Origin of the sequence: Micromonospora sp. CA-240977 (assembly GCF_050942285.1) — a bacterium.
In the GTDB taxonomy this organism is placed as follows: Bacteria; Actinomycetota; Actinomycetes; order Mycobacteriales; family Micromonosporaceae; genus Micromonospora.
In genome coordinates this window covers 4,869,208-4,889,225 of record NZ_CP192055.1, presented here as the reverse complement: position 1 = coordinate 4,889,225, position 20,018 = coordinate 4,869,208, and the positions used below count along the sequence as shown (strand labels likewise).

The following is a 20,018-nucleotide window of genomic DNA, read 5'->3' as shown; positions in this document are numbered from 1 at the left end:
GCTACGCCCAGGGCGGCACGTATCGGCCGACGTAGTCGCGAGCACGGGGGCGCGGGTCCTGCCAGTACTGGTTCGGCATGCGGTGGTGGCGCTTCTCGCAGAACTCGGCGAGACTTTCGGTGATCCTGAGACGCCTGAGCGGTTGGCCTTCGAAGTCTGCGTTGACCGCCAGCAGTTGCGGCTCGGGGTTCCAGCCTGAGTGGTCGAACGCCCAGCCGTCCCAGGCCGCGTAGGTGTGGAAGACCTGCCGCTCGCCCATGAGGCGAACGGCGGTTATCTCGATGGACCTGTCTGGATAGGAGTCCCGGCAGACCCAGGCGAGGATGTGACACGCTCCGGCAGCGAAGAAGGCTTGGTCCGTCCGCTCCCATGCGACCCGCTGGTCTGACCGCTCGATCGGCGTCCGACGAAACGCTCCCGCTGCTCTGGCTGCCACAGCCCGGACGGTAGTGGATGAGCCGACCCCTCCGATCATGCCGCCGACCGGCCACGGCCTGCCACAGCCGCAGATCGTCGTCGTACGTCCCGCGGCGAAGCGCAAATCCGGTTTCCGACGCCTGGTTCAGGCCAACTCGGGCGGGACAGGGCAGGACTCGCGTCCCGGGTGCCCGGGACACCGGGTCACCTACGGTCGAGGCGGTGGGCCGCGATCACGTTCGATCCGGGATTCGCCGGAGCGGCCCTCGGGGGGAGGAGCACGGCGGTGAGTCGATCGAAGCCCCAGGTGGCCGTCGTCGGCGCCGGGATCGGCGGTCTCGCGGCCGGCATCGCGCTGTCCCGGCACGGGATAGCTGTCGACATCTACGAGCAGGCCGCCGAGCTCCGCGAGGTCGGCCTCGGGCTGCACCTGGGGCCCAACGCCAGTCGGATCCTGCACCGCTGGGGCATGGCCGACGCGTTGCGCGCGACGGCCGTACGGCCCGAGGCCTTGGAGGCCCGCGACCACCGGGACGGCCGGACGCTGGCCCACCAGCCGATGGGCGCGGCGTGGGAGGACATGTTCGGTGCGCCGCACTACACGATCCACCGTGCCGCCCTGCACGCCGCGCTGGCCCGGCGGGTGCCGCCGCGCAGCATCCACCTCGGGCGCCGGCTGTGCGACCTCCGGGACGAGGGGGACGTCCTGACCCTGACCTTCGACGACGGGACGACCGCCCGCGCCGATGTCCTGATCGGCGCGGACGGCGTGCACTCCGTCGTCCGCGGCGCGGTGTTCCCGCCGACGCCCCCGGTCACCTCGGGCAACGCCGCCTACCGTGGCCTGGTCGCCGGCGTCGACCTGCCGAGGGACCGGATCCTCGTCTGGGTCGGCCCCTCGGCGCGGCTGACCTGCTACCCGATCGACGGTGGACGCCGGCTGACCGTCGTGGCGGTCGTACCGGACACCGACGCCGGCTCGCGAAGCGCGACGGGCGGCCTGCCCGACATCAGCGACGCGTTCGCCGGGTGGCACCGCGACGTCGCCGCGATCGTCGATGCCCTGGGCCAGCCGCGGCGGTGGGCACTGCACGACCGGGACCCGCTGGACAGTTGGGGGACCGGTCGGGTCACCCTGCTCGGTGATGCCGCACATCCGATGCTGCCGTACCACGGTCAGGAGTCCAGCCAGGCGATCGAGGACGCGGTGGCCGTCGCGCACTGCCTCGCCGAGGAAACGGCCGGGCGGCCGGTCAGCGCCGACCGGATCGCCGCCGCTCTCGCGCGCTACGAGGCGATCCGCCGACCGCACACCGCCCGCGTCCAGTTGGAGTCGCGACGCGGCGGCTCGTTGGGGATGCGGCCGACGGCGACGACCGACGGTGGGGTCCTGCCGTGCCTCGGGGAGGACGCCGACTGGATCCGGCGGTACGACGTCGAGCACGAGCTGGGCGCGCTGCTTCCGGCCGCGGCGGCGCCCGCCTGAACGTCGCCCGATCGCCGCGACGTAGGCGTCAGCCGAGACCCGCGTCGCGGGCCCGCACCATGGCCTCGCCACGCGTGCTGACCCGCAGTTTGGTGAAGAGGGCCGAGACGTAGTTGCGCACCGTCTTCTCGGCGATCACCAACTCCCGGGCGATGCGGCGGTTCTCGTAGCCGCGGGCGAGCAGACGGAGGATCTGCAACTCGCGGTTGGTCAGCTCGGGGAAGGCCGCCTGGCCGGGCGCCTGGTGCGCCGCCGTGAAGTAGCTGCCGAGTCGACCGGCGATGGCCGGCCCGAAGACGGCACCGCCGTCGGCGACGGTGAGGATCGCGCGGACCAACTCCTCCAGGCTGGTGTTCTTGGCGACGTAGCCGTGGGCACCGGCCTGCAGCGCGGCGACCACCGACTCGTCCCGGTCGGAGGTGGACATCATCAGGACCCGGGGTGCTCCCTCGGGGAACGCCACCTCGGAGGTGATCATCCGGGTGGCCGTGACGCCGGACCCGTCCGGCAGGTGCGCGTCCATCAGCACCACGTCGACGGCCGGGTCGAGCTGCCGCAGCATCCGGACGGCCTCGTCGCCGGTCGCGGCCTCTCCCACGAGGTCGAGGTCGAACGCCTCGAGTGCGGCCCGCACACCGACTCGGAAGAGCGGGTGGTCGTCGACCACGAACACCCGGACCGTCATCGACACTCTTCGTCTTCCGGCATGCTGATCAACCCCCGTGGCGACACGTCTGACGGTGCCGCCAAGGGTAGACGCTCCGGGCTGTTCCGTGGTTGGCCCGCCACCGGCAGGCGGCCCTCGGCGGACCGAAGAGCACCGGGCGACCCCGACAGAAGTCAGGGTTGACTGGTGTCTTTCGTGCATAGCGACTGTGCGCGGCTCCCGGCTAGCGTCGGCGTGACGCGCAGTACGGGCGCGTCCTTGCTCATCATCGGGGGGAGCAGCAACGTGGAGAAGGTCGGTGCCGTGGAGCGGACCCCGGTCGCGGACGAGGCGGACCCGCCCGCCCCGCCGGCCGTCGCGCCGATCACCGCGGAGCGCGTCCGGTCCGGCCTCTCGGTGGCCGAGGTCGCCGAGCGGGTGGCGTCCGGCCAGGTCAACGACCTGCCGTCCAGCACCAGCCGCAGCGTCTGGCAGATCGTCCGGGCGAACCTGTTCACCCGGATCAACGCCATCATCGGTGTGCTGTTCGCCATCATCGTGGTGGTGGGGCCGATCCAGGACGGCCTCTTCGGCGGCGTCATCGTCGCGAACACCCTGATCGGAATCATCCAGGAGGTACGCGCGAAGCGCACGCTCGACCGCCTGGCGATCGTCGGCGACGCCCGGCCACGGGTGCGCCGCGGTGGTGACACTGTCGAGCTGGCGTCGTCGGAGATCGTGCTGGACGACGTCATCGAGTTGGGCCCCGGCGACAAGGTCGTGGTGGACGGCCGGGTCGTGGCCGTCGACGGGCTGGAGATCGACGAGTCCCTGCTGACCGGCGAGGCCGACCCGGTCGTCAAGGCGGTCGGTGACAATGTGCTCTCCGGCAGCTTCGTGGTGGCCGGCACCGGCGTCTGCACCGCCACCCGGGTCGGCCGCGACGCGTACGCGGCTCAGCTCACCGAGGAAGCCAAGCGCTTCACACTTGTCAACTCCGAGCTGCGCAACGGCATCAACTGGATCCTGCGGTTCGTCACCTGGGCGATCATTCCGGCCGGCATCGCGCTGATCATCAGTCAGCTGCTCGTCAACCGCGACGACCTGCCCGAGGCGGCGCGCCGGATGGTCGCCGGCCTCGTGCCGATGGTGCCCGAAGGGCTGGTCCTGCTGACCTCGGTCGCCTTCGCGATCGGGGTGATCCGGCTGGGGCAGCGGCAGTGCCTCGTCCAGGAACTGCCCGCCATCGAGGGTCTGGCCCGGGTCGACGTGGTGTGCCTGGACAAGACGGGCACGCTCACCGAGGCGACGATGGACGTCGCGGAGGTCCGGTCGCTGGTGCCCGGCGTGCCGGTGGACGCGGTGCTGGGTGCCCTCGGCGCCGGCGACGAGCGGCCGAATGCCAGCATGCAGGCCATCGTCGACAGGTACCCCGGCCCACCGGAGTGGGTTGTCGAGCAGACGGCCTGGTTCTCCTCGGCCCGTAAGTGGAGCGGCGCGACGCTCGTGGAACCCTCCGGCCGGACCGCGACCTGGCTGCTGGGCGCACCCGAGATGCTGCTCGCGGAGCACCCGGTGTTGGCGGACGCGGACGCGCTCGGCCAACAGGGGCTGCGGGTGTTGCTGCTCGCCGAGTTCTCGCGTCCGCTGGCGGAGGCGCTGGCGGACCCCTCGTCGGTGCCGGCGTCCACCACGCCGGTCGCCCTCGTCGTGCTCGAGCAGCGGGTCCGACCGGAGGCGTCCGACACCCTGCGGTACTTCGCCGACCAGGGCGTCGGAGCGAAGGTGATCTCGGGCGACAACGCCGTCTCCGTCGGTGCGGTGGCCCGCGGCGTCGGCCTGCCCGGCGCCGCCGACGCGGTGGACGCGCGAAACCTACCCACCGACCCCGAGGCGCTCGCGGACACCGTCGAGACGCACTCCGTCTTCGGTCGGGTGGGTCCGCAGCAGAAGCGGGCGATGGTGGGTGCCCTGCAGTCGCGCGGGCACACGGTGGCCATGACCGGCGACGGCGTCAACGACGTGCTCGCCCTGAAGGACGCCGACGTCGGCATCTCCATGGGCTCCGGCAGCGCCGCCGCGCGCGGGGTCTCCCAGATCGTGCTGCTGAACAACAACTTCTCCTCGCTGCCCTCGGTGGTCGCCGAGGGGCGGCGGGTGATCGGCAACATCGAACGGGTCGCCAACCTCTTCCTGACCAAGACGGTCTACTCGGTGCTGCTCGCGATCATCGTGGTGATCTGGCAGGTGCCGTACCCGTTCCTGCCCCGGCACCTGACGCTGATCGGATCGCTCACCATCGGCATCCCGGCGTTCGTCCTGGCGCTGGCGCCCAACGCGGAGCGGGCCCGGCCGGATTTCGTCGGTAGGGTGCTGCGCTTCGCGATCCCGGGTGGGATCCTGGCGGCCACCGCCACGATCACGTCGTACGGGTTCGCGCGGTCGCACTACGGGGACGACCTGCCCGCGGAGACCTCGGTCGCCACGGTGACCCTGTTCCTCGTCGCGCTGTGGGCGCTGGCCATCATCGCCCGCCCGTACACGTGGTGGCGGATCCTGCTGGTGCTGGGCATGGGTCTGGCGTTCGTGACGGTGCTCGTGGTGCCGTTCCTGCAGACCTTCTTCCAACTGCGGCTGGTCGGCACCGAGGCGCCGCTGGTCGGTGCCGCGATCGCGGTCGTCGCCGGCCTGCTGATGGAGGTCGCCTGGGCGGTCATGCGCCGTCGACTGGCTGGTCGGGCCTGAGCGTGGGGGCCGCCGCGCCGGTGGGCAGGGCGGCCCGGAGCAGGTCCCGCAGCAGCTTCTGATCGTCGTCGCCGAGGCCGCCGAAGAGTTCTTCGGCGGCCCGTCGGCGTGCCGCCGCCAGTTCCTCGATCGTGGACGTTCCGCGAGCGGTCATGGCGACCAGCACCGACCGGCGGCTGTCCGGGTCGGCCCGACGGGTGACCAGGCCGGTGGCCTCCAGTTGGTCCACCAGGTCGGTGACCGTGCGGGGCACCACCTGCAGGTGACCGGCCAGCTCGACCATGCGCAGGGGGCGTCCGGCGTGTGCCAGGACGGTCAGCGCACGCCCCTGCTCCGGCGTCAGACGCAGCGGCGCCAGCCGGTCGCGGGCACTGCGGCGGATGTGTTTGCTCAGCTGACGCACCAGTTCGGCGAGTTCACCGGGGAGTGACTCCATCGGGCCAGCATAGCCACGGCCATCTTGATGCGACCTATTGTTGATGAGACACACAATGAGGCATACTCAGCTTCTGTCTGATAGGAGCATGGCGATGTCTCTCGTGCTGGACCGGGCGGCTGACGCCCCACCCGTCGACCCGCGGCGCCTCCTGCGCCTGTTCCGCCCCTACCGGGCGCGGCTGGCGCTGCTCGCCGTCCTGATCGGCATCTCCGCCCTGGTCGGGTTGGCCGCGCCGTTCCTCCTGCGGGGCATCATCGACGACGCCATCCCCAGCGGTGACCGCGTCCTGCTGACGCTGCTGGCGCTCGGCATGCTGGGCAGCGCGTCCGCTCTCGCGCTCCTCGGGGTCGTGCAGACACTGATCTCCACCCTGATCGGGCAGCGCATCATGCGTGACCTGCGGGTCGCCGTCTACAGCCATCTGCAGCGCATGTCGCTCGCCTTCTTCACCCGCACCCGCACCGGGGAGGTGCAGTCGCGCATCGCCAACGACATCGGCGACATGCAGGCGATCGTCACCAGCGCCGGCACGGCGCTCGCCACCAACCTGACCGTCGTACTGGCCAGCGCCGTGGCGATGCTCGCGATGGACTGGCGGCTGGCGCTGCTGTCGTTCGTCCTGGTGCCCTTCACCGTGGGCATCAGTCGGCGGGTCGGCGCGGCCCGCCGCCGCATCGCCACCCGCCGCCAGCGCCAGATCGCCGCGATGAACTCCCAGGTCCAGGAGTCGCTGTCGGTGAGCGGGATCCTCCTGGGCCGGGGCATGGGTCGATCCGGCGCGCTGGTGGAGCAGTTCACCCGCGCCTCCGACCACCTCGTCGAGCTGGAGGTGGGCGTCGAGATGGCCGGCCGGTGGCGGCAGTCCACCATCTCGATCGCGTTCGCCGCCGTGCCGGCCGTCACGTACCTGGTCGGCGGGCTGGCGCTCACCGGCGGCCGGAGCGGCATCTCGGTGGGCACCCTGATCGCGTTCACCACGCTGCAGGCGGCGATGTTCGGTCCGCTCAACGCGCTGATGCGGATCGGGGTGCAGATCCAGACGTCGCTCGCCCTCTTCGCCCGCGTCTTCGAGTACCTCGACCTTCCGATCGACGTCGTCGAGCGCGCGGATCCGGTGACGATCGACCAGGTCCAGGGGACCGTGCGGTACGAGAACATCGGGTTCGCGTACGAGCCCGGCGAGCCGATCCTGCGGGACGTCACCCTGGAGGTCCCGGCGGGAAGCACGCTGGCGATCGTCGGCGCGACCGGTTCCGGCAAGACGACGATGACGTACCTGCTGGCCCGCCTCTACGACCCGGACCAGGGCCGGGTGACGATCGACGGAGTCGACATCCGGGACCTCAGCTTCGATTCGCTGGCACGCATCGTCGGCATCGTGTCGCAGGAGACGTACCTCCTGAACGCGTCGATCGCCGAGAACCTGCGATTCTCCCGACCGGACGCCTCGGACGAGGAGCTGGTGGCGGCGGCGCGGGCGGCCCGAATCCACGACCTGATCGCCTCCCTCCCGGACGGCTACGACACGGTGGTGGGGGAGCGGGGCTACCGGTTCTCCGGCGGCGAGAAGCAGCGCATCGCCATCGCCCGCACCATGCTGCGCAACGCGCCGGTGCTGATCCTGGACGAGGCGACAAGTGCCCTGGACACGGCGACCGAACAGGCAGTGCAGGCTGCCCTCGACGACCTGAGCGCGGGGCGGACGACCATCATGGTCGCCCACCGGCTGTCCACAGTGCGCCACGCCGACCGCATCGTCGTGCTGGAGCGGGGCCGGATCGTCGAGAGCGGCGGCCACGACGAGCTGCTCCTCCGAGGCGGCTGGTACGCGGCGCTGGTCGCGGCGGACCGGTCGGCGCCGAGCCGCGACTCAGCGGTCCAGCACGTAGCTGTCGTCGGGCCGGAAGTCGCGTGAGCGGCGCAGGTCGGCGCTCACGAAGGTGCGCTGCAACCACCGGTCCCGGCCGTCGTAGCGGGGCGTGAACGCGTCCCGCCCGTGCACCGTCACACGGTTGTCGACGATCGCCAGGTCACCCGGGACCAACCTGATCGTCCGGGCGGTCGCCTCGAACACCCGCTGCAGTTCGAGCAGCGCCTCCCGACCTGCCGCCGTGGTGGCCGACGTCGCCGCCAGGTCGACGCACATGTCCGGGTCGTTGGCCGGCCCGCGCAGCACGGCGTGGGTGGTGTTCGCGCCGCCGGAGCCGAACGAGGGAGGCGCGGCGGTGACGAACGACTTGCTGAACAGCGCCTCGCGGGCCGCCTCCGACAACCGGGGGAGACAGGCGCGGACGCAGGCCAGCCGCAACCCGGCCACCCGATCCGGGTCCGCCCGCAGGCAGAGCAGCATCACGAAGTCCGGACGGTGCTCGTGGAAGGCGTTCTCGCTGTGGAAGGACAACCGGACCGAGCCGGCGTTGCCCTGAAAGGTCTCCATCCCGGGCACCGGAACGACGTCCTGGACGAGGGCGCCCGTCTTCTCGGCGCGGAAGGCGGTCGGGTCGCCGAGGCCGCAGGCGACCATCGCCAGCACCGAGGCCGGGATGGTGGCCGAGCGCTGGACCGAACCGGCGACGGTGGGGGTGGGGGGCAGGTCCTCCTCGCCGACGGGCAGGCCCCGCACGAGCAGCGAGCCGTACGGCCCGGAGTCGCGACGGAAGCGCCGGATGGAGCCGCGCAGGCGGCCCGGCAGCTCCTCCCAGGCGCCCCGCGCCAACGCCACCCACTCGGGGTCGTCGATCTGTCGGGAACCGGAGGCCATCAGCCGGCCGGCGACCTCCGCGATCATCAGACGCTCGTCCCCATCGGCGAGGAATGCCCCGCCATCTGTCGCGGACGCCATCGAATCGGTCTCGACCAACATGGACACAGCGCGGTCTCCTCACTGATGAGCACGGGGGGCCAGAGCGGCCGACGTCCGCACGACGGCGCCGGCAGTCGACCGCGGGTGACGCCGACGAGCGGCGGTCGACGCTCTCCCGAAGCTAGTCAGGACGGTTATCGACCGCATATCACGCGAGCGTTGTACCGGAGCGCCTCCGGCTGCGACTGCTCAGGCGCAACTTGTCGCGACGGTGGTCTCGCGGCCCACGCGTTCCCGGGCGTACAACAGCAGGAGATCCTGGAACCCGTACGCGAACCGACCAGCCTCGCCGCGTCCCACCACGTCGAGCAGATGCAGGTCGACGAGACGTTCCAGTAGATCCTGTGCCTCGACCACGCGCAGTTCGGTCGCCTTCGCCGCACACCACGCGTCGAAGTGCGGCTCGTCGAGCAGGGCCAGGCGGCTGTAGGCGGTCGCCACCGACGGATCCAACTGCCGCCAGCTCGTCTCGAACCGCAGCCGGATGTCGTATTCACCGTGGCTGAGCTCGTCCAACCGCCGGTCCCGGTCCTCCAGGCGGGCGACCAGGTCGGAGACCCGCCAGTGCGGTTTGCCGAGGAGCCGGGCGGCGGCGACCCGCACCGCTATTGGCAGGTTGCCGCAGAGTTCGCTGAGCCGCCGCGCGGCCTGTGGATTCGACGTGATCCGGTCCCGGCCGACCACATCCCGCAGGATGGCCGTCGACGCGCTCAGCGGCAGAATGCCGAGTTGCAACCGGAGCGCGTTGTAGTTGTCCGACAGGCCCTCGAGCTGGTTGCGGCTGGTGACCAGCACGTGGCACTGCCCGTTGCCGGGCAGCAGCGGCCGGATCTGCCCGAAGCTGTGCACGTCGTCGAGGACGATCAGGGCGCGGCGGCCCTCCAGGGTGGTGCGGTACAGCGCCGTGGCTTCGGCGAGGCCGGTGGGGATCTGCTCCGGGCGGTGGCCCAGCGCGGTGAGGAAGCGGCGCAGGACCGACTCGGGCGACTCCGGCTCCCGCGCGTAGCCGTGCGCCCCCAGGTCGGCGAAGAGGTGGCCGTCGGGAAACTCCTCGGCTCGCTGGTGGGCCCAGTGGATGGCGAGGCTGGTCTTTCCGATGCCCGGGCTGCCCGTGATGAAGCTGACGCGTACCGGATGGTTGCCCTGTGGCGGTTGGTCGAGCACGCTGTCCAGCGTCCGCAGCTCGTCGAGCCGCCCGGAGAACGCGAACACGTTGGACGGCAACTGGGCCGGCACGACCGCCGCCGCGCGCCGAGGCGACCAACCGGCGTCGGTGAGCGCGATCTCGTCCTCGCGCAGGATCGCCTCGTGCAGCGACTGCAGCGGTGCGACCATGTCGAGGCCGAGCTCCTCGATCGAGTGCCGCCGACCGTCGTGATACGTCGCGAGGGCGTCGGCACGTCGCCCGGCCCGGTACTGGGCCATCATCAACAGGCCGCGGAGGCGGTCGCGCAAGGGATGCGCCTGGACCAGCGCGGTGAGGTCGCCGATGAGCGCCTGGTACTCGCCCAGTTGCAGGCGTAGCGCCATGTACTTCTCGACGGCGCTCATCTGCATCTCGATCAGCCGGACGGCGGCGTCCTCCACCATCCGTACGTTGATGCCGCCGAGCGGCGTGCCGCGCCAGAGTTGCAGCGCGCCCTCGAAGACCTGCGCGGCCCGCTCCGGTTGGCCTTCCCGGTCGAGGGCCTCCGCCTGCGCGACCCGCTCGAGGAAGTCCTCCGCGTCCACCCGGTGGCCGCGGGTGGACAGCATGTAGCCCGGCGCGACGGTGACGATCACGTCTTCGTCGCAGCCGGCCGTCCGGAAGGTCTTGCGCAGCGCGGCGACGCAGATCGCGACCTGGGTACGCCCGGTGCTCGGTGGCACGCCGTGCCAGACCTTGTCGATGATCTCTTCGACCGATGAGATCTGGTTGCGGTTAATGAGTAGAATTGAGAGTATGGCCCGTTGACGCGGTCCACCGATCGGTAAGCGTCTACTCCCCGCATAGACCTCGAGCGGCGAGAGCATTCGAAAGTCCAAAATGCCCGTGCGTGAACCCCGCATATGTGCCTCCCCCGTTGTTGCGGAGGCAGTCCGGACGGTCGCAGGGCGGCATCGAGTGCCGTGCGTATAAAAATCAGTATGTGAGCGATGCGAAAAAGCAAAAAAGCCAGCGACTACGTCCGGCCCCCCCGGCAGAGCGACTATACACCAAATTGACGGCCGTACTCGACCTTCCTTTCGATCCTGTTCACAGGACGTTCACCTGAATCATCGTGAAGTTTGCATATGCCCTGCTCGTACGCAGCGCGCTCGGATGAATGGCGGGGGTTTGCGCGCACCCGTCTGCGGAAGGCCGGCATCCGGGGTGGCGCGGCCACGGGACGGCCGGGCCGGTCGGGTGCGCGGGAGCGCGTCGGTCCACCCTGGACGGTCCTCGGCGAGCGCCATCCTCTCGGCGCCCGGTCGCGCTGGCGGGGCTACGCCCTCGGTGCCGTGACCCGTCGAGCCCGCGACCGCACCCCACCGCCCGGCGTCACCCCAGCGGTGTCGCCGCCGCCGACAGTGCTGCCGGAGCCCGTCGGGTCGGCGTCAGGGATGCCCCTGATGCCGCGACCCACTTTCGGGACGTTCGACATCCTCCGCAGTGTCGACGTGGCATTCGCGGTCCACGGATAGGTTGGAGTTGCGCCGGACCCCACCGGGACGCACATCGATGACACCTTGACCGGACGGCGGTAGTCGACTGATGTTTCGGGCCACCCTGAAGAGCCTGCTGAGCCGAAAGCTGCGGCTGGCCATGTCTGCGATGGCGGTCATCCTCGGGGTCACCTTCGTCTCCGGAGCGTTGGTCCTCACCGACACGCTGGGCCGCTCCTTCGACTCGATGTTCTCCTCGGTGTACTCGGACACCGACGTCGGCGTGACCGGCGCGGCGAAGGTCGAGGTCTCCGAGGTCGACGGTGGTGAAGCGCCGACGAGCGTGCCGGCGTCGCTGATCGACACGGTCGCGGCGGTGTCCGGCGTCGCGCAGGTGACCGGCGTCGTCTCGGTCGACGGCGTCCGGGTCGTCGGTGGCGACGGCAAGGTCATCCCGTCGGTCGGTGCCCCGCGGGTCGGCGAGAGCTGGACCGGCGAGAGCGCGCTGGTCCGGTTGCGGGAGGGCCGAGGCCCCAGCGCGCCGGACGAGGTCGCCATCAACGCCTCCCTCGCCGACGTCGGCGACTTCACGGTGGGCGACTCGGTCGACGTGCTGACCCTGGAGCCGCGCCGCTCCTTCAAGCTGGTCGGCATCTTCGGCTACAGCGGCGACCGGGACACCCTCGGTGGCACCATGTCCGTCGCGTTCACCGAGCCGGTCGCGCAGCGCCTCATGCTCGGCAGCACCGGCGTCTTCAGCAGCCTGAACGTCCGGGCCGCGGACGGGGTCGAGCCGGCCGAGCTGCGGGACCGGGTGCGCCAGGCGATCGGCGGCGGGTACGAGGCCAAGACCGGCGAGGAGCTCGCCGACGAAGCTGCCGCTGGCTTCCGCGACGGGTTGGCGTTCTTCAGTCAGATCCTGCTCGGCTTCGCCGCGGTCGCGCTGTTCGTCGGCATCTTCCTGATCCTCAACACGTTCTCGATCATCGCCGCCCAACGCACCCGGGAGATGGCGCTGCTGCGCTCCATCGGCGCCAGCCGCCGGCAGGTGATGTTGTCGGTGCTGGGGGAGGCGACGGTCATCGGTCTGATTGCCGCAGTGGTCGGCCTGGCCGCCGGGGTCGGCGCCGGCGCCGGGCTCGCGTACCTGGTGAGCCGGTACAGCGGCGGCCTCACCCTGGCCGGGCTGAGCGTGCCGCCGGTGGCGATCGCCGCGGCCTTCGGAGTCGGCGTCGTGGTGACGGTGATCGCCGCGGTCGTGCCGGCGCTGCGCGCCTCCCGCGTACCGCCGATCGCCGCGATGCGGGACTCCGCCGGGCCGGACCGGCCGCTGACCCGGCTGGCGACGGTCGGCGCCGTGATCACCGGTATCGGTGCGGTGCTGCTGGTGCTGGGCCTCACCGCCGTGGTGCCCGGCGCCATGATCGCCGTGCTCGGGGGGGTGCTCGCCTCGTTCATCGGGGTCTCGCTGCTCACGCCCGTGCTCAGTCGGCCCGCGGTGGCCCTGCTCGGACGGGCGTTCGTCCGCAGCATCCCCGGCAAGTTGGGCCGGCTCAACGCCGGCCGCAACCCGCGCCGCACCGCGATCACGTCGGCCGCGCTCATGGTGGGCATCGCCCTGATCACCGCGGTCAGCGTGGTCCTCGGCTCGGCGTCGGAGAGCATCCGTGGCCTGGCCTCCGGGTCGCTGCGCGCCGACCTCGTGGTGCGTGGCGAACAGACCGGGTTGCAGCAGCCGGGCGTACGTCCCGAGGTGTTCGGCGAGGTGGCGAAGCTGTCCGGGGTGAGCGCGGCGGCCGCGGTCTACCGCGACCAGGCGGTCGTCAACGGCGATCAGCGGTACGTGACGGTCATCAACGACCTGGCTTCGCTGACCGAGGTCTTCTCCCTGCGCCCGGTGCAGGGCGATCCGCGGACGCTCGGGCCGGGCGACATCGTCATCGACCAGGATCACGCCACCGACATGGGGCTGTCGCTGGGCAGCCCGGTGAGCATCCAGTTCGCCAAGGGGCAGCAGCGGACCTACACGGTCACCGGCGTCTACCCGGAGTCCGACCTCCCCGGTGGAATGGCCCTGCCGCAGGACGCCGCGCAGTACCTCAGCACCCCGACGATCTCTCTCGGCTACGTGCAGCTCGCCGACGAGGTGCCGGTCGACCAGGTCAAGCCCCGGATCGAGGCGCTTCTCGCCGACGATCCGGAGGTCTCGGTGGTGGACCTGTCCAGCTTCGCCGACCAGCAGACCGACTCGCTCGACCAGATCCGGCTGATGATCCAGGTGTTGCTCGGTCTCGCCATCTTCATCGCGATCCTGGGCGTGGTGAACACCCTCGCCCTGTCGGTCATCGAGCGGGTGCGGGAGATCGGCCTGCTGCGGGCGGTCGGCCTGAACCGGACCCAGACGATCAAGATGATCATGGTGGAAGCGGTGATCATCTCGCTCTTCGGCGCGCTGCTCGGTGTGGTCGTCGGGGGCGGACTCGGCGCCGCCGCGGTGCAGGGCCTCGGGGAGCAGGGCATCAACGAGCTCGTCGTGCCCTGGGGGCAGATGGCGATCTACTTCGCCGGAGCCGGCGTGGTCGGTGTGTTCGCGGCGGTCCTCCCCGCGCTGCGCGCCGCCCGGATCAACGTCCTGGGCGCCATCGCCGCGCCATAGTCGGCCGGGCCGCTCACCCCCCGAGCGGTCCGGCTCCGGCGGCGTCCTGGCGCATCCGCTCCAGGACGCCGCTCCATGCGCCGCGCAGTGACACGAGACGCTCGCGGGCGTCGGTGTCGTCCGGGTACCGGTCGACACGTCGGCTCACCCCGCGGATCTCACGCGCCATCAGCAGCGTCAGGTTCACCACGAACCCGCGCGCGAGGTCCGCACCACCGGCCGCGATCACCCGGTCGATCGCCTCGCGGCCGCCGGTGACCCGTCCGAGCAGCACCCACAGCTGGGCCAGGTCGAAACCGGGCAGGAACGCGTCGGCGCACGCCCAGTCGATGAACCACAGTTCGCCGTCGGCCCGCAGCACATTGGCCAGGGCCGGATCACCGTGGCCGAACTCGCGACGCGGCCCGGCCCTCTCGACGAGCCGTTCCATCGCGGCCCGGTCGTGATCGTCGAGCATCTGCCGCTCCTGGGCCAGCGCGATCAACGGCCGATAGTCGACCGACCAGCCGGTGCCCTCCGGCGGCGACCAGGTGGCGATGCGCCCCAGCGCCGCCAGCAGATCGGTGAGGTCGTCCTCGGCGAGCGGCGTGGTCGGGTGCCGCTCGCTGTCCAGGGGGCTGGCCGGCACCTGCTCCACCACCAACACCCCGCGGCCCGGGTCCGCGGCGATCAGCGCCGGGGTCCGAACCGGAGCCGGTCGCTCGGCGAAGTGCCGATAGACCTCGATCTCACGGAGGCAGTGTTGCCGCCAGTCCGGCAGACGTACCTTGGCCACCGCCGCGGTGCCGTCCACGCTGCCGCAGAGGACGAACGACGTGCGGCTGCGGATGGTCTGCTTGGAGCAGAAGGCGGGCACCAACTCGCGGACGACCGCGAGCAGAGCGTCGTCGCTGGTGTCCTGCACAGACATCAGGGTCCTCTCGTCGGGGCGTCCACCGTAGCGAGGGGGAGTATCGACGGGCTATCGATGACGAATCAGCGGCGATGGATATGATTCCGATACGTCGCCGATAGCCCGGCGGGCGAGGCTGGCACCATCCACCCGGGCGGAGCGAGCGCATCGAGCCCACCGGCACGCACTCTCTCCGCAACCCTTCCGGAGGTCTGCCAGGCATGCGATCCAGAATCAGCTCTCTCCTGCTCGCCGCCGCCGCCGCGGTCGCCGTCGTCGTCGGTCCCGCCTCGTCGGCGTACGCCGCCCCCGCGGACAAGCCAGCGGTGCTGGCCAGCTGGACCCAGACCAGCGTGACCAGCTACAACGCCTGGCTCGCGGCATACAACAACAAGGCTGCCTGGGCCGACTACGCGTTCGACTGGTCCACTGACTACTGCACGACGTCGCCGGACAACCCGCTCGGCTTCCCGTTCCAGCTCTCCTGCGCCCGCCACGACTTCGGCTACCGCAACTACCGGGCGCTCGGCACCTTCAGCGCGAACAAGTCCCGCCTGGACAGCGCCTTCTACGCCGACCTCCAACGGGCCTGCGACACCTACCCGCTGGGCGCCACCCACGACGCCTGCAACGGCCTCGCCTGGATCTACTACCAGGCGGTGCGACTGTTCGGATCGCCGGCGCTCACCGCGGAACAGCTCGCTGACGCGAAGGCGGTCAAGGAGGGCCGCCAGCCGGCGAGCACGCTGTACTGACCGACGATCGCCCCACCGTGGCCGGACTCCGTTGAGGGGACGTGTGTGCACGCACATCGGGTAGCTGTCATCCCCACCGAGTCCGGCCCGGAGGTCGACGCGCCGGGCCGGCACCGCGGCACCATCGTGTTGTCCAGCGTCTCCTCCGACGCGCACACGTGGAATCTCGTATATCTCGAACTCCTGCTCGAAGAGGCCGGCTTCGCCGTCGTCAACCTCGGTCCCTGCGTCCCTGACGACCTGCTGTGGCGGGAGTGCCTCCGGCACCGGCCCGTCGCGGTCGTGCTGAGCACCGTCAACGGCCACGGCGCCCGCGACGGCGCGCGCATGGTGCGGACGCTGCGCGAGGACCCGGCGTTGCGTCGACTGCCGGCGGTGATCGGCGGCAAGCTGGGCGTGCAGGGCCGGCTCACCCCCGCCGAACGTGACCGCCTGCTCGCCGCCGGGTTCCAGGGGGTGTACGAGGGCAGTGACGTCACGCCGTTCCTCACGTTCCTGCGGCGAGTGTCGCAGAACGCGTCGGACCGCGCTGCGGCGGCGGAATGACGGCTTCGCCCGACCGGGAGAACCCGCTCGCCCGGTTGGTTCGGGAGGTGCGCGCGCAAGGCGGTCTGGTCGTGCAGCCCCGGATGGGCTTCTCGGACACGGCCACCATGCGCGCCGGCCTGCGGGCCGTCGCGGGCCTGCCGCTCCCCACAGTGGGCACGCTGACAGTCGACAGCTACACGCGCGTGGGCGACCACGACGCGGCGGGAGCCGCCCTGCGCGAGGGCCGACGGCTCAACGGATTCCCGATCGTCTCCCACGGTGCCGTGACCACCGCGGCGATGACGGCCGACCTGGTCGCGGCGGGCCTGCCGGTGCAGGTTCGGCACGGCTCGGCCGCGCCGTACGCCATCGTGGCCACCGCGCTCGACGCCGGGCTGACAAGTACCGAAGGTGGCCCGGTCTCCTACTGCCTGCCGTACGGGCGGGTGCCGCTGGCCGCCTCGGTCGACGCCTGGCGGCGCACCTGCGACCTGCTCGCCGAGCGGTCCGCCGACGGGGTGCACTGTCATCTGGAGAGTTTCGGCGGCTGCCTGCTCGGCCAGCTCTGCCCGCCCAGCCTCCTGCTGGCGGTCTCGCTGCTGGAGGGCCTGTTCTTCCGCAGTCGAGGGGTGCCCACCATCTCCCTCAGTTACGCGCAGCAGACGAACCCGGGGCAGGATCTGGAGGCGCTTCGCGCGCTCACCGTGCTGGCCCACCGGTTCTTCGGCCCGGCCGACTGGCACATCGTGCTCTACACGTACATGGGCGTCTTTCCCAGCACGACCGCCGGGGCGCTGCGGCTCATCGCGGACAGTGCCCAACTGGCGGTCTTCGGGGGCGCACACCGTCTCATCGTGAAGACGCCGGCCGAGGCGTACCGGATCCCGACCATCGACGAGAACGTGGATTCCCTGCTCTGGGCCCATCGGCACGCGGCGGCCGCGGCCACCGTCCCGGCACCCGAGCCGGCCGACACCGGGATCCTGGCGGAGACGACCGCGCTGGTGGAGAGCGTCCTGGCGCTGCACGACGACGTGGGCGAGGCGTTGGTGCGGGCGTTTCGCACCGGCGCCCTCGACGTGCCCTACTGCCTGCACGACGACAACGCCGGTCGCAGCGCCGCGGTTGTCGACACCGACGGCCTCCTGCGGTGGACCGCCACGGGACGGATGGCGCTGCCGGCGACGGGCGCGGTCGACCGCCGCATGACCTCGGACGGACTGCTGGCGGCGCTGTCCTGGATGCAGCGTCGCTACGACGACGCCGCGCTGCTGTCCGGCCCGGACCCGACGGTGGAAACCACCGCCGGGTCCGGGCCGGCGACCAGCTAGACGAACGGCTCCGAGGTCAGGGGGCGAGGTCCGGGCAGGTCCGGTCGAGGGGGCCGCAGGAGGACGTCGATGCCGTCAGGCGCCGCCCCGCACCGCGAGCCGCACCTGGTTCAGGTACGGCAACGCGTCGAGCGTGGCCTGTGCCGGTGCGCCGAAGTCGATCAAGCAGGCCACCTCGTCGACGCCGGCGTCGGCCAGGTCGCGTACGAACGCTGTGCACTTCTCCACCGAGCCGAGGAGCGCCGAGGTGCGGAAGTACCGTTCGAACGCGTACTCCAGCAGCTTCGTCCCACCGGCCCGGCCGGCGAGGTCCGTCCAGTGGTTCTTCCACAGGTCGACGGACGACTCCAGGTAGCGCAGGAACGGCTCGCGGGTCGCTTCCCGCACCGCCTCGTCCGTCGGACCGACGAACGTGTGCACCATCAGGGTCACCCGTCCGGTCGCCGGGTCCAACCCGTGGCGCTCGCGTGCCTCCCGATAGCTGAGCACCCGGGTGCGCAGGTCGTCGACGCTCTGGAAGAGCAGCGCGGTCAACACGTTCATCCCCAGCTCGCCGGCCTCCACGAAGCCGGACGGATTGGATGAACAGGTCAGCCACAGACCAGGATCCGCCTGCACGGGCCTCGGGAACGTGGTCACCTCGACCTCGGCGCCCAGGCCGTTACGGCGCGTGGTGGACTTGCCCGCCCACAGGTCACGCAGGACACCGACGGCATCCAGCGTGTGCTGCCGCCGGTCCGGGTAGCGGTCCGGGCGGAGGACGAAGTCGTTCGCGTTCCAGCCGGTGGCGATCGCCAGATCGACCCGCCCCCGCGACAGGTTGTCGACGAACGACCAGTCCTCGACGACGGTCAGCGGGTCGTGCAGCGGCAACACGACGCTGCCGGCCCGCAACCGGAGCCGCTCCGTCACCCGGGCCAGCGCCGCGGCGGCCAGCGCCGGATTGGGGTACGCGCCGCCGAACGGGTGGAAGTGCCGCTCCGGCAGCCAGACCGCGGTGAAGTCGTTCACGTCGGCGAAGGCTGCCGCGTCGAACAGCAGGTCGTACTCCTTCGGTGCGTCGGTGACCTCACGGTTGGCGAAGTACAACAGGCTGAAGTCCATCGCGTCGCCCCGACTCAACGCCGGCCGGCGGCGGCGATGTCGTCGCCGCGGCGCAGGCCCGATCCGGCCAGGGCGGCGGCCGGATCGGCGCCGGTGTGCACCGCCCGGTTCGCCTCGTCGACGAAGACGATCGCCGGCTGCACCTTCGCCGCGTCCTCGTTCGCGACGGACAGATACGAGATCACGATGACCAGGTCGCCCGGGCTCACCAGCCGGGCCGCCGCGCCGTTGATGCCCACGACTCCGCTGTCCGCGGGCCCTTCGATGACGTACGTCGAAAATCGCGCCCCATTGTCGATGTTCACCACGTCCACCTTCTCGCCGGGGAGCAGGTCCGCGAGTTCCATGAGGGTGCGGTCGAGAGTTATCGAACCAACGTAGTGCAGGTCCGCCTGGGTGACCGTGGCGCGATGGATTTTGGACTTCAGCATTTCCCGGAACATTTACACTCCTCGTGGCGGCACGTCGAGCGCGCCGCATCCTGGATTCAACGGCTGAGCAACTCGATGATGCTGTCGTTGACCCTTTCCGGGTCTTCGAGATATCCGTAGTGGCCGCACCGCGGGACGACAACGAAATCAGCTCCTGGAATCGCGTCGGCGACCTCACGGCCCAGGTGGGGCGGACAGATTACGTCGTCGGCGAAGGCGATGACCCGGCACGGCGCGGTGATGGCCCGGTAGGCGTCAAGCCGTTCGGGAATGGCGTCGACCTCCAGTTGCGCCCGGTACCCCGGCCCGGACGGCGCGGTGAGTTCGAAGAGCTCGAGCCAGTCAGCCATCGCCTGATCGTCGGCCTGGGTCGCCGGCGACAGGTTCTGCAGGGCCTGGACCATTGCGGTGTACGCCGGGGGCACCTTCGCCTCCGCGTCGTAGAGTTCGGCCTCGGCGCGGCGCAGGGCCGCCCGGAACCTGTCGGTGCGACCCCGCGTCGCCATCAGGACGAGACGGGTGACCAGGTCGGGGCGGGCGGTCGCCAGCTCCTGCGCCACCTGTGCGCCCATCGAGGTGCCCACGACGCGGCAGGGACCCAGTCGCAGCGCCTCGATCAGGCCGGCCGTGTCCGCGACCAGGTCGTGGATGGTGTACGGCCCGTTGCCGGGTTCGCTCGGCGGGATGCCTCGGTTGTCGAAGGTGATCACGCGGAAGCCGGCCGCGACCAGGGCGGGCACCTGGTGCAGGTGCCACGCCCGGCCGCTCGCGCCGCTACCCATGATCAGGAGCACGGGTTCGCCGGTGCCGGTCTCGCTGTAGTTGAGCCGGACACCGTTGACCGCGACGAAGGCCATCCGTTACTCCTCGCGCCCCGCGCCGTCGGCGGTGGCGCCCTCCATCGCCCGGATCAGGCTCTTGGGCCGCATGTCGGTCCAGTTCTCGTCGATGTGGTCCAGGCACGACTGACGGTCCGTCTCGCGGAGCGCGACGGACCAGCCGGCGGGGACCTCGACGAACGACGGCCACAGCGAGTACTGGCCCTCGTCGTTGATCAGGACGTGGTAGGTGCCCTCGGGGTCTTCGAACGGGTTGGTCAC

General features: G+C 71.0%; 17 protein-coding genes. 7 read left to right on the top strand and 10 right to left on the bottom strand.

All coding sequences use genetic code 11. The features are described 5' to 3' along the window. Position 1: 1 nt before the first annotated feature. Positions 2-259, bottom strand: coding sequence for a hypothetical protein (locus ACQPWW_RS22025; RefSeq protein WP_433125178.1), 258 nt, complete (start codon positions 257-259; stop codon positions 2-4). A 444-nt stretch (positions 260-703) separates the two neighbouring features. Here ACQPWW_RS22025 and ACQPWW_RS22020 point away from each other — a divergent pair, with 444 nt between their 5' ends. Continuing rightward, positions 704-1,903, top strand: coding sequence for an FAD-dependent monooxygenase (locus ACQPWW_RS22020; RefSeq protein WP_433125176.1), 1,200 nt, complete (start codon positions 704-706; stop codon positions 1,901-1,903). Positions 1,904-1,931: 28 nt separating this feature from the next. Here ACQPWW_RS22020 and ACQPWW_RS22015 read toward each other — a convergent pair whose 3' ends face one another. Next, entirely contained in the window at positions 1,932-2,588 is a 657-nt protein-coding gene (locus ACQPWW_RS22015) for a response regulator (protein ID WP_433125175.1), read from the bottom strand. A gap of 216 nt (positions 2,589-2,804) precedes the next feature. Between ACQPWW_RS22015 and ACQPWW_RS22010 the strand changes: the two genes are divergently transcribed. Continuing rightward, complete coding sequence (locus ACQPWW_RS22010; protein WP_433125174.1) at positions 2,805-5,294, top strand: HAD-IC family P-type ATPase; 2,490 nt, start codon at positions 2,805-2,807, stop codon at positions 5,292-5,294. Here ACQPWW_RS22010 and ACQPWW_RS22005 read toward each other — a convergent pair. Further along, positions 5,263-5,730, bottom strand: coding sequence for a MarR family winged helix-turn-helix transcriptional regulator (locus ACQPWW_RS22005; protein WP_433125173.1), 468 nt, complete (start codon positions 5,728-5,730; stop codon positions 5,263-5,265). The genes ACQPWW_RS22010 and ACQPWW_RS22005 overlap by 32 nt on opposite strands. Before the next feature lie 88 nt (positions 5,731-5,818). On the opposite strand from ACQPWW_RS22005, the gene ACQPWW_RS22000 reads away from it, so the two are divergent. Then, on the top strand, positions 5,819-7,648 hold the full coding sequence (locus ACQPWW_RS22000; protein WP_433125171.1) for an ABC transporter ATP-binding protein: 1,830 nt from the start codon (positions 5,819-5,821) through the stop codon (positions 7,646-7,648). Here ACQPWW_RS22000 and ACQPWW_RS21995 read toward each other — a convergent pair. Then, positions 7,604-8,596 carry a TauD/TfdA family dioxygenase gene (locus ACQPWW_RS21995; protein WP_433134482.1) on the bottom strand — a complete coding sequence of 331 codons (993 nt, stop codon included), beginning with the start codon at positions 8,594-8,596 and terminating at the stop codon, positions 7,604-7,606. The genes ACQPWW_RS22000 and ACQPWW_RS21995 overlap by 45 nt on opposite strands. A 189-nt stretch (positions 8,597-8,785) precedes the next feature. Then, positions 8,786-10,609: a BTAD domain-containing putative transcriptional regulator gene (locus ACQPWW_RS21990; protein ID WP_433125170.1), complete on the bottom strand. Its 1,824-nt coding sequence runs from the start codon at positions 10,607-10,609 to the stop codon at positions 8,786-8,788. Between the two features lie 721 nt (positions 10,610-11,330). Here ACQPWW_RS21990 and ACQPWW_RS21985 point away from each other — a divergent pair. Next, complete coding sequence (locus ACQPWW_RS21985) at positions 11,331-13,877, top strand: ABC transporter permease (protein WP_433125169.1); 2,547 nt, start codon at positions 11,331-11,333, stop codon at positions 13,875-13,877. Positions 13,878-13,890: 13 nt separating this feature from the next. Here ACQPWW_RS21985 and ACQPWW_RS21980 read toward each other — a convergent pair whose 3' ends face one another. Beyond that, on the bottom strand, positions 13,891-14,787 hold the full coding sequence (locus tag ACQPWW_RS21980; RefSeq protein WP_433125168.1) for an aminoglycoside phosphotransferase family protein: 897 nt from the start codon (positions 14,785-14,787) through the stop codon (positions 13,891-13,893). A gap of 203 nt (positions 14,788-14,990) precedes the next feature. Between ACQPWW_RS21980 and ACQPWW_RS21975 the strand changes: the two genes are divergently transcribed. From ACQPWW_RS21975 to ACQPWW_RS21965, 3 genes are read left to right on the top strand one after another with little or no spacing between them, the layout of a single operon-like run. After that, positions 14,991-15,524, top strand: a complete 534-nt coding sequence (locus tag ACQPWW_RS21975; RefSeq protein ID WP_433125167.1) for a phospholipase — start codon at positions 14,991-14,993, stop codon at positions 15,522-15,524. A 45-nt stretch (positions 15,525-15,569) separates the two neighbouring features. Beyond that, complete coding sequence (locus ACQPWW_RS21970) at positions 15,570-16,070, top strand: cobalamin B12-binding domain-containing protein (protein ID WP_433125164.1); 501 nt, start codon at positions 15,570-15,572, stop codon at positions 16,068-16,070. After that, complete coding sequence (locus ACQPWW_RS21965) at positions 16,067-17,383, top strand: methylaspartate mutase (protein WP_433125162.1); 1,317 nt, start codon at positions 16,067-16,069, stop codon at positions 17,381-17,383. The genes ACQPWW_RS21970 and ACQPWW_RS21965 overlap by 4 nt, the downstream gene beginning before the upstream one ends. A gap of 75 nt (positions 17,384-17,458) precedes the next feature. Here ACQPWW_RS21965 and ACQPWW_RS21960 read toward each other — a convergent pair whose 3' ends face one another. Genes ACQPWW_RS21960 through ACQPWW_RS21945 form a run of 4 tightly spaced genes read right to left on the bottom strand, consistent with a single transcriptional unit; the run spans position 17,459 to position 20,018 of the window. Continuing rightward, positions 17,459-18,487, bottom strand: a complete 1,029-nt coding sequence (locus ACQPWW_RS21960) for a MupA/Atu3671 family FMN-dependent luciferase-like monooxygenase (protein ID WP_433125161.1) — start codon at positions 18,485-18,487, stop codon at positions 17,459-17,461. A 14-nt stretch (positions 18,488-18,501) separates the two neighbouring features. Beyond that, a complete protein-coding gene (panD, locus tag ACQPWW_RS21955) occupies positions 18,502-18,930 on the bottom strand; it encodes an aspartate 1-decarboxylase (RefSeq protein WP_433125160.1) in 429 nt (142 codons plus the stop codon). Positions 18,931-18,974: 44 nt separating this feature from the next. Further along, positions 18,975-19,775 (bottom strand): alpha/beta fold hydrolase, encoded by an 801-nt coding sequence (locus tag ACQPWW_RS21950; RefSeq protein ID WP_433125159.1) that lies wholly within the window; start codon positions 19,773-19,775, stop codon positions 18,975-18,977. A gap of 3 nt (positions 19,776-19,778) precedes the next feature. After that, positions 19,779-20,018 carry an MbtH family protein gene (locus tag ACQPWW_RS21945; protein WP_433125158.1) on the bottom strand — a complete coding sequence of 80 codons (240 nt, stop codon included), beginning with the start codon at positions 20,016-20,018 and terminating at the stop codon, positions 19,779-19,781.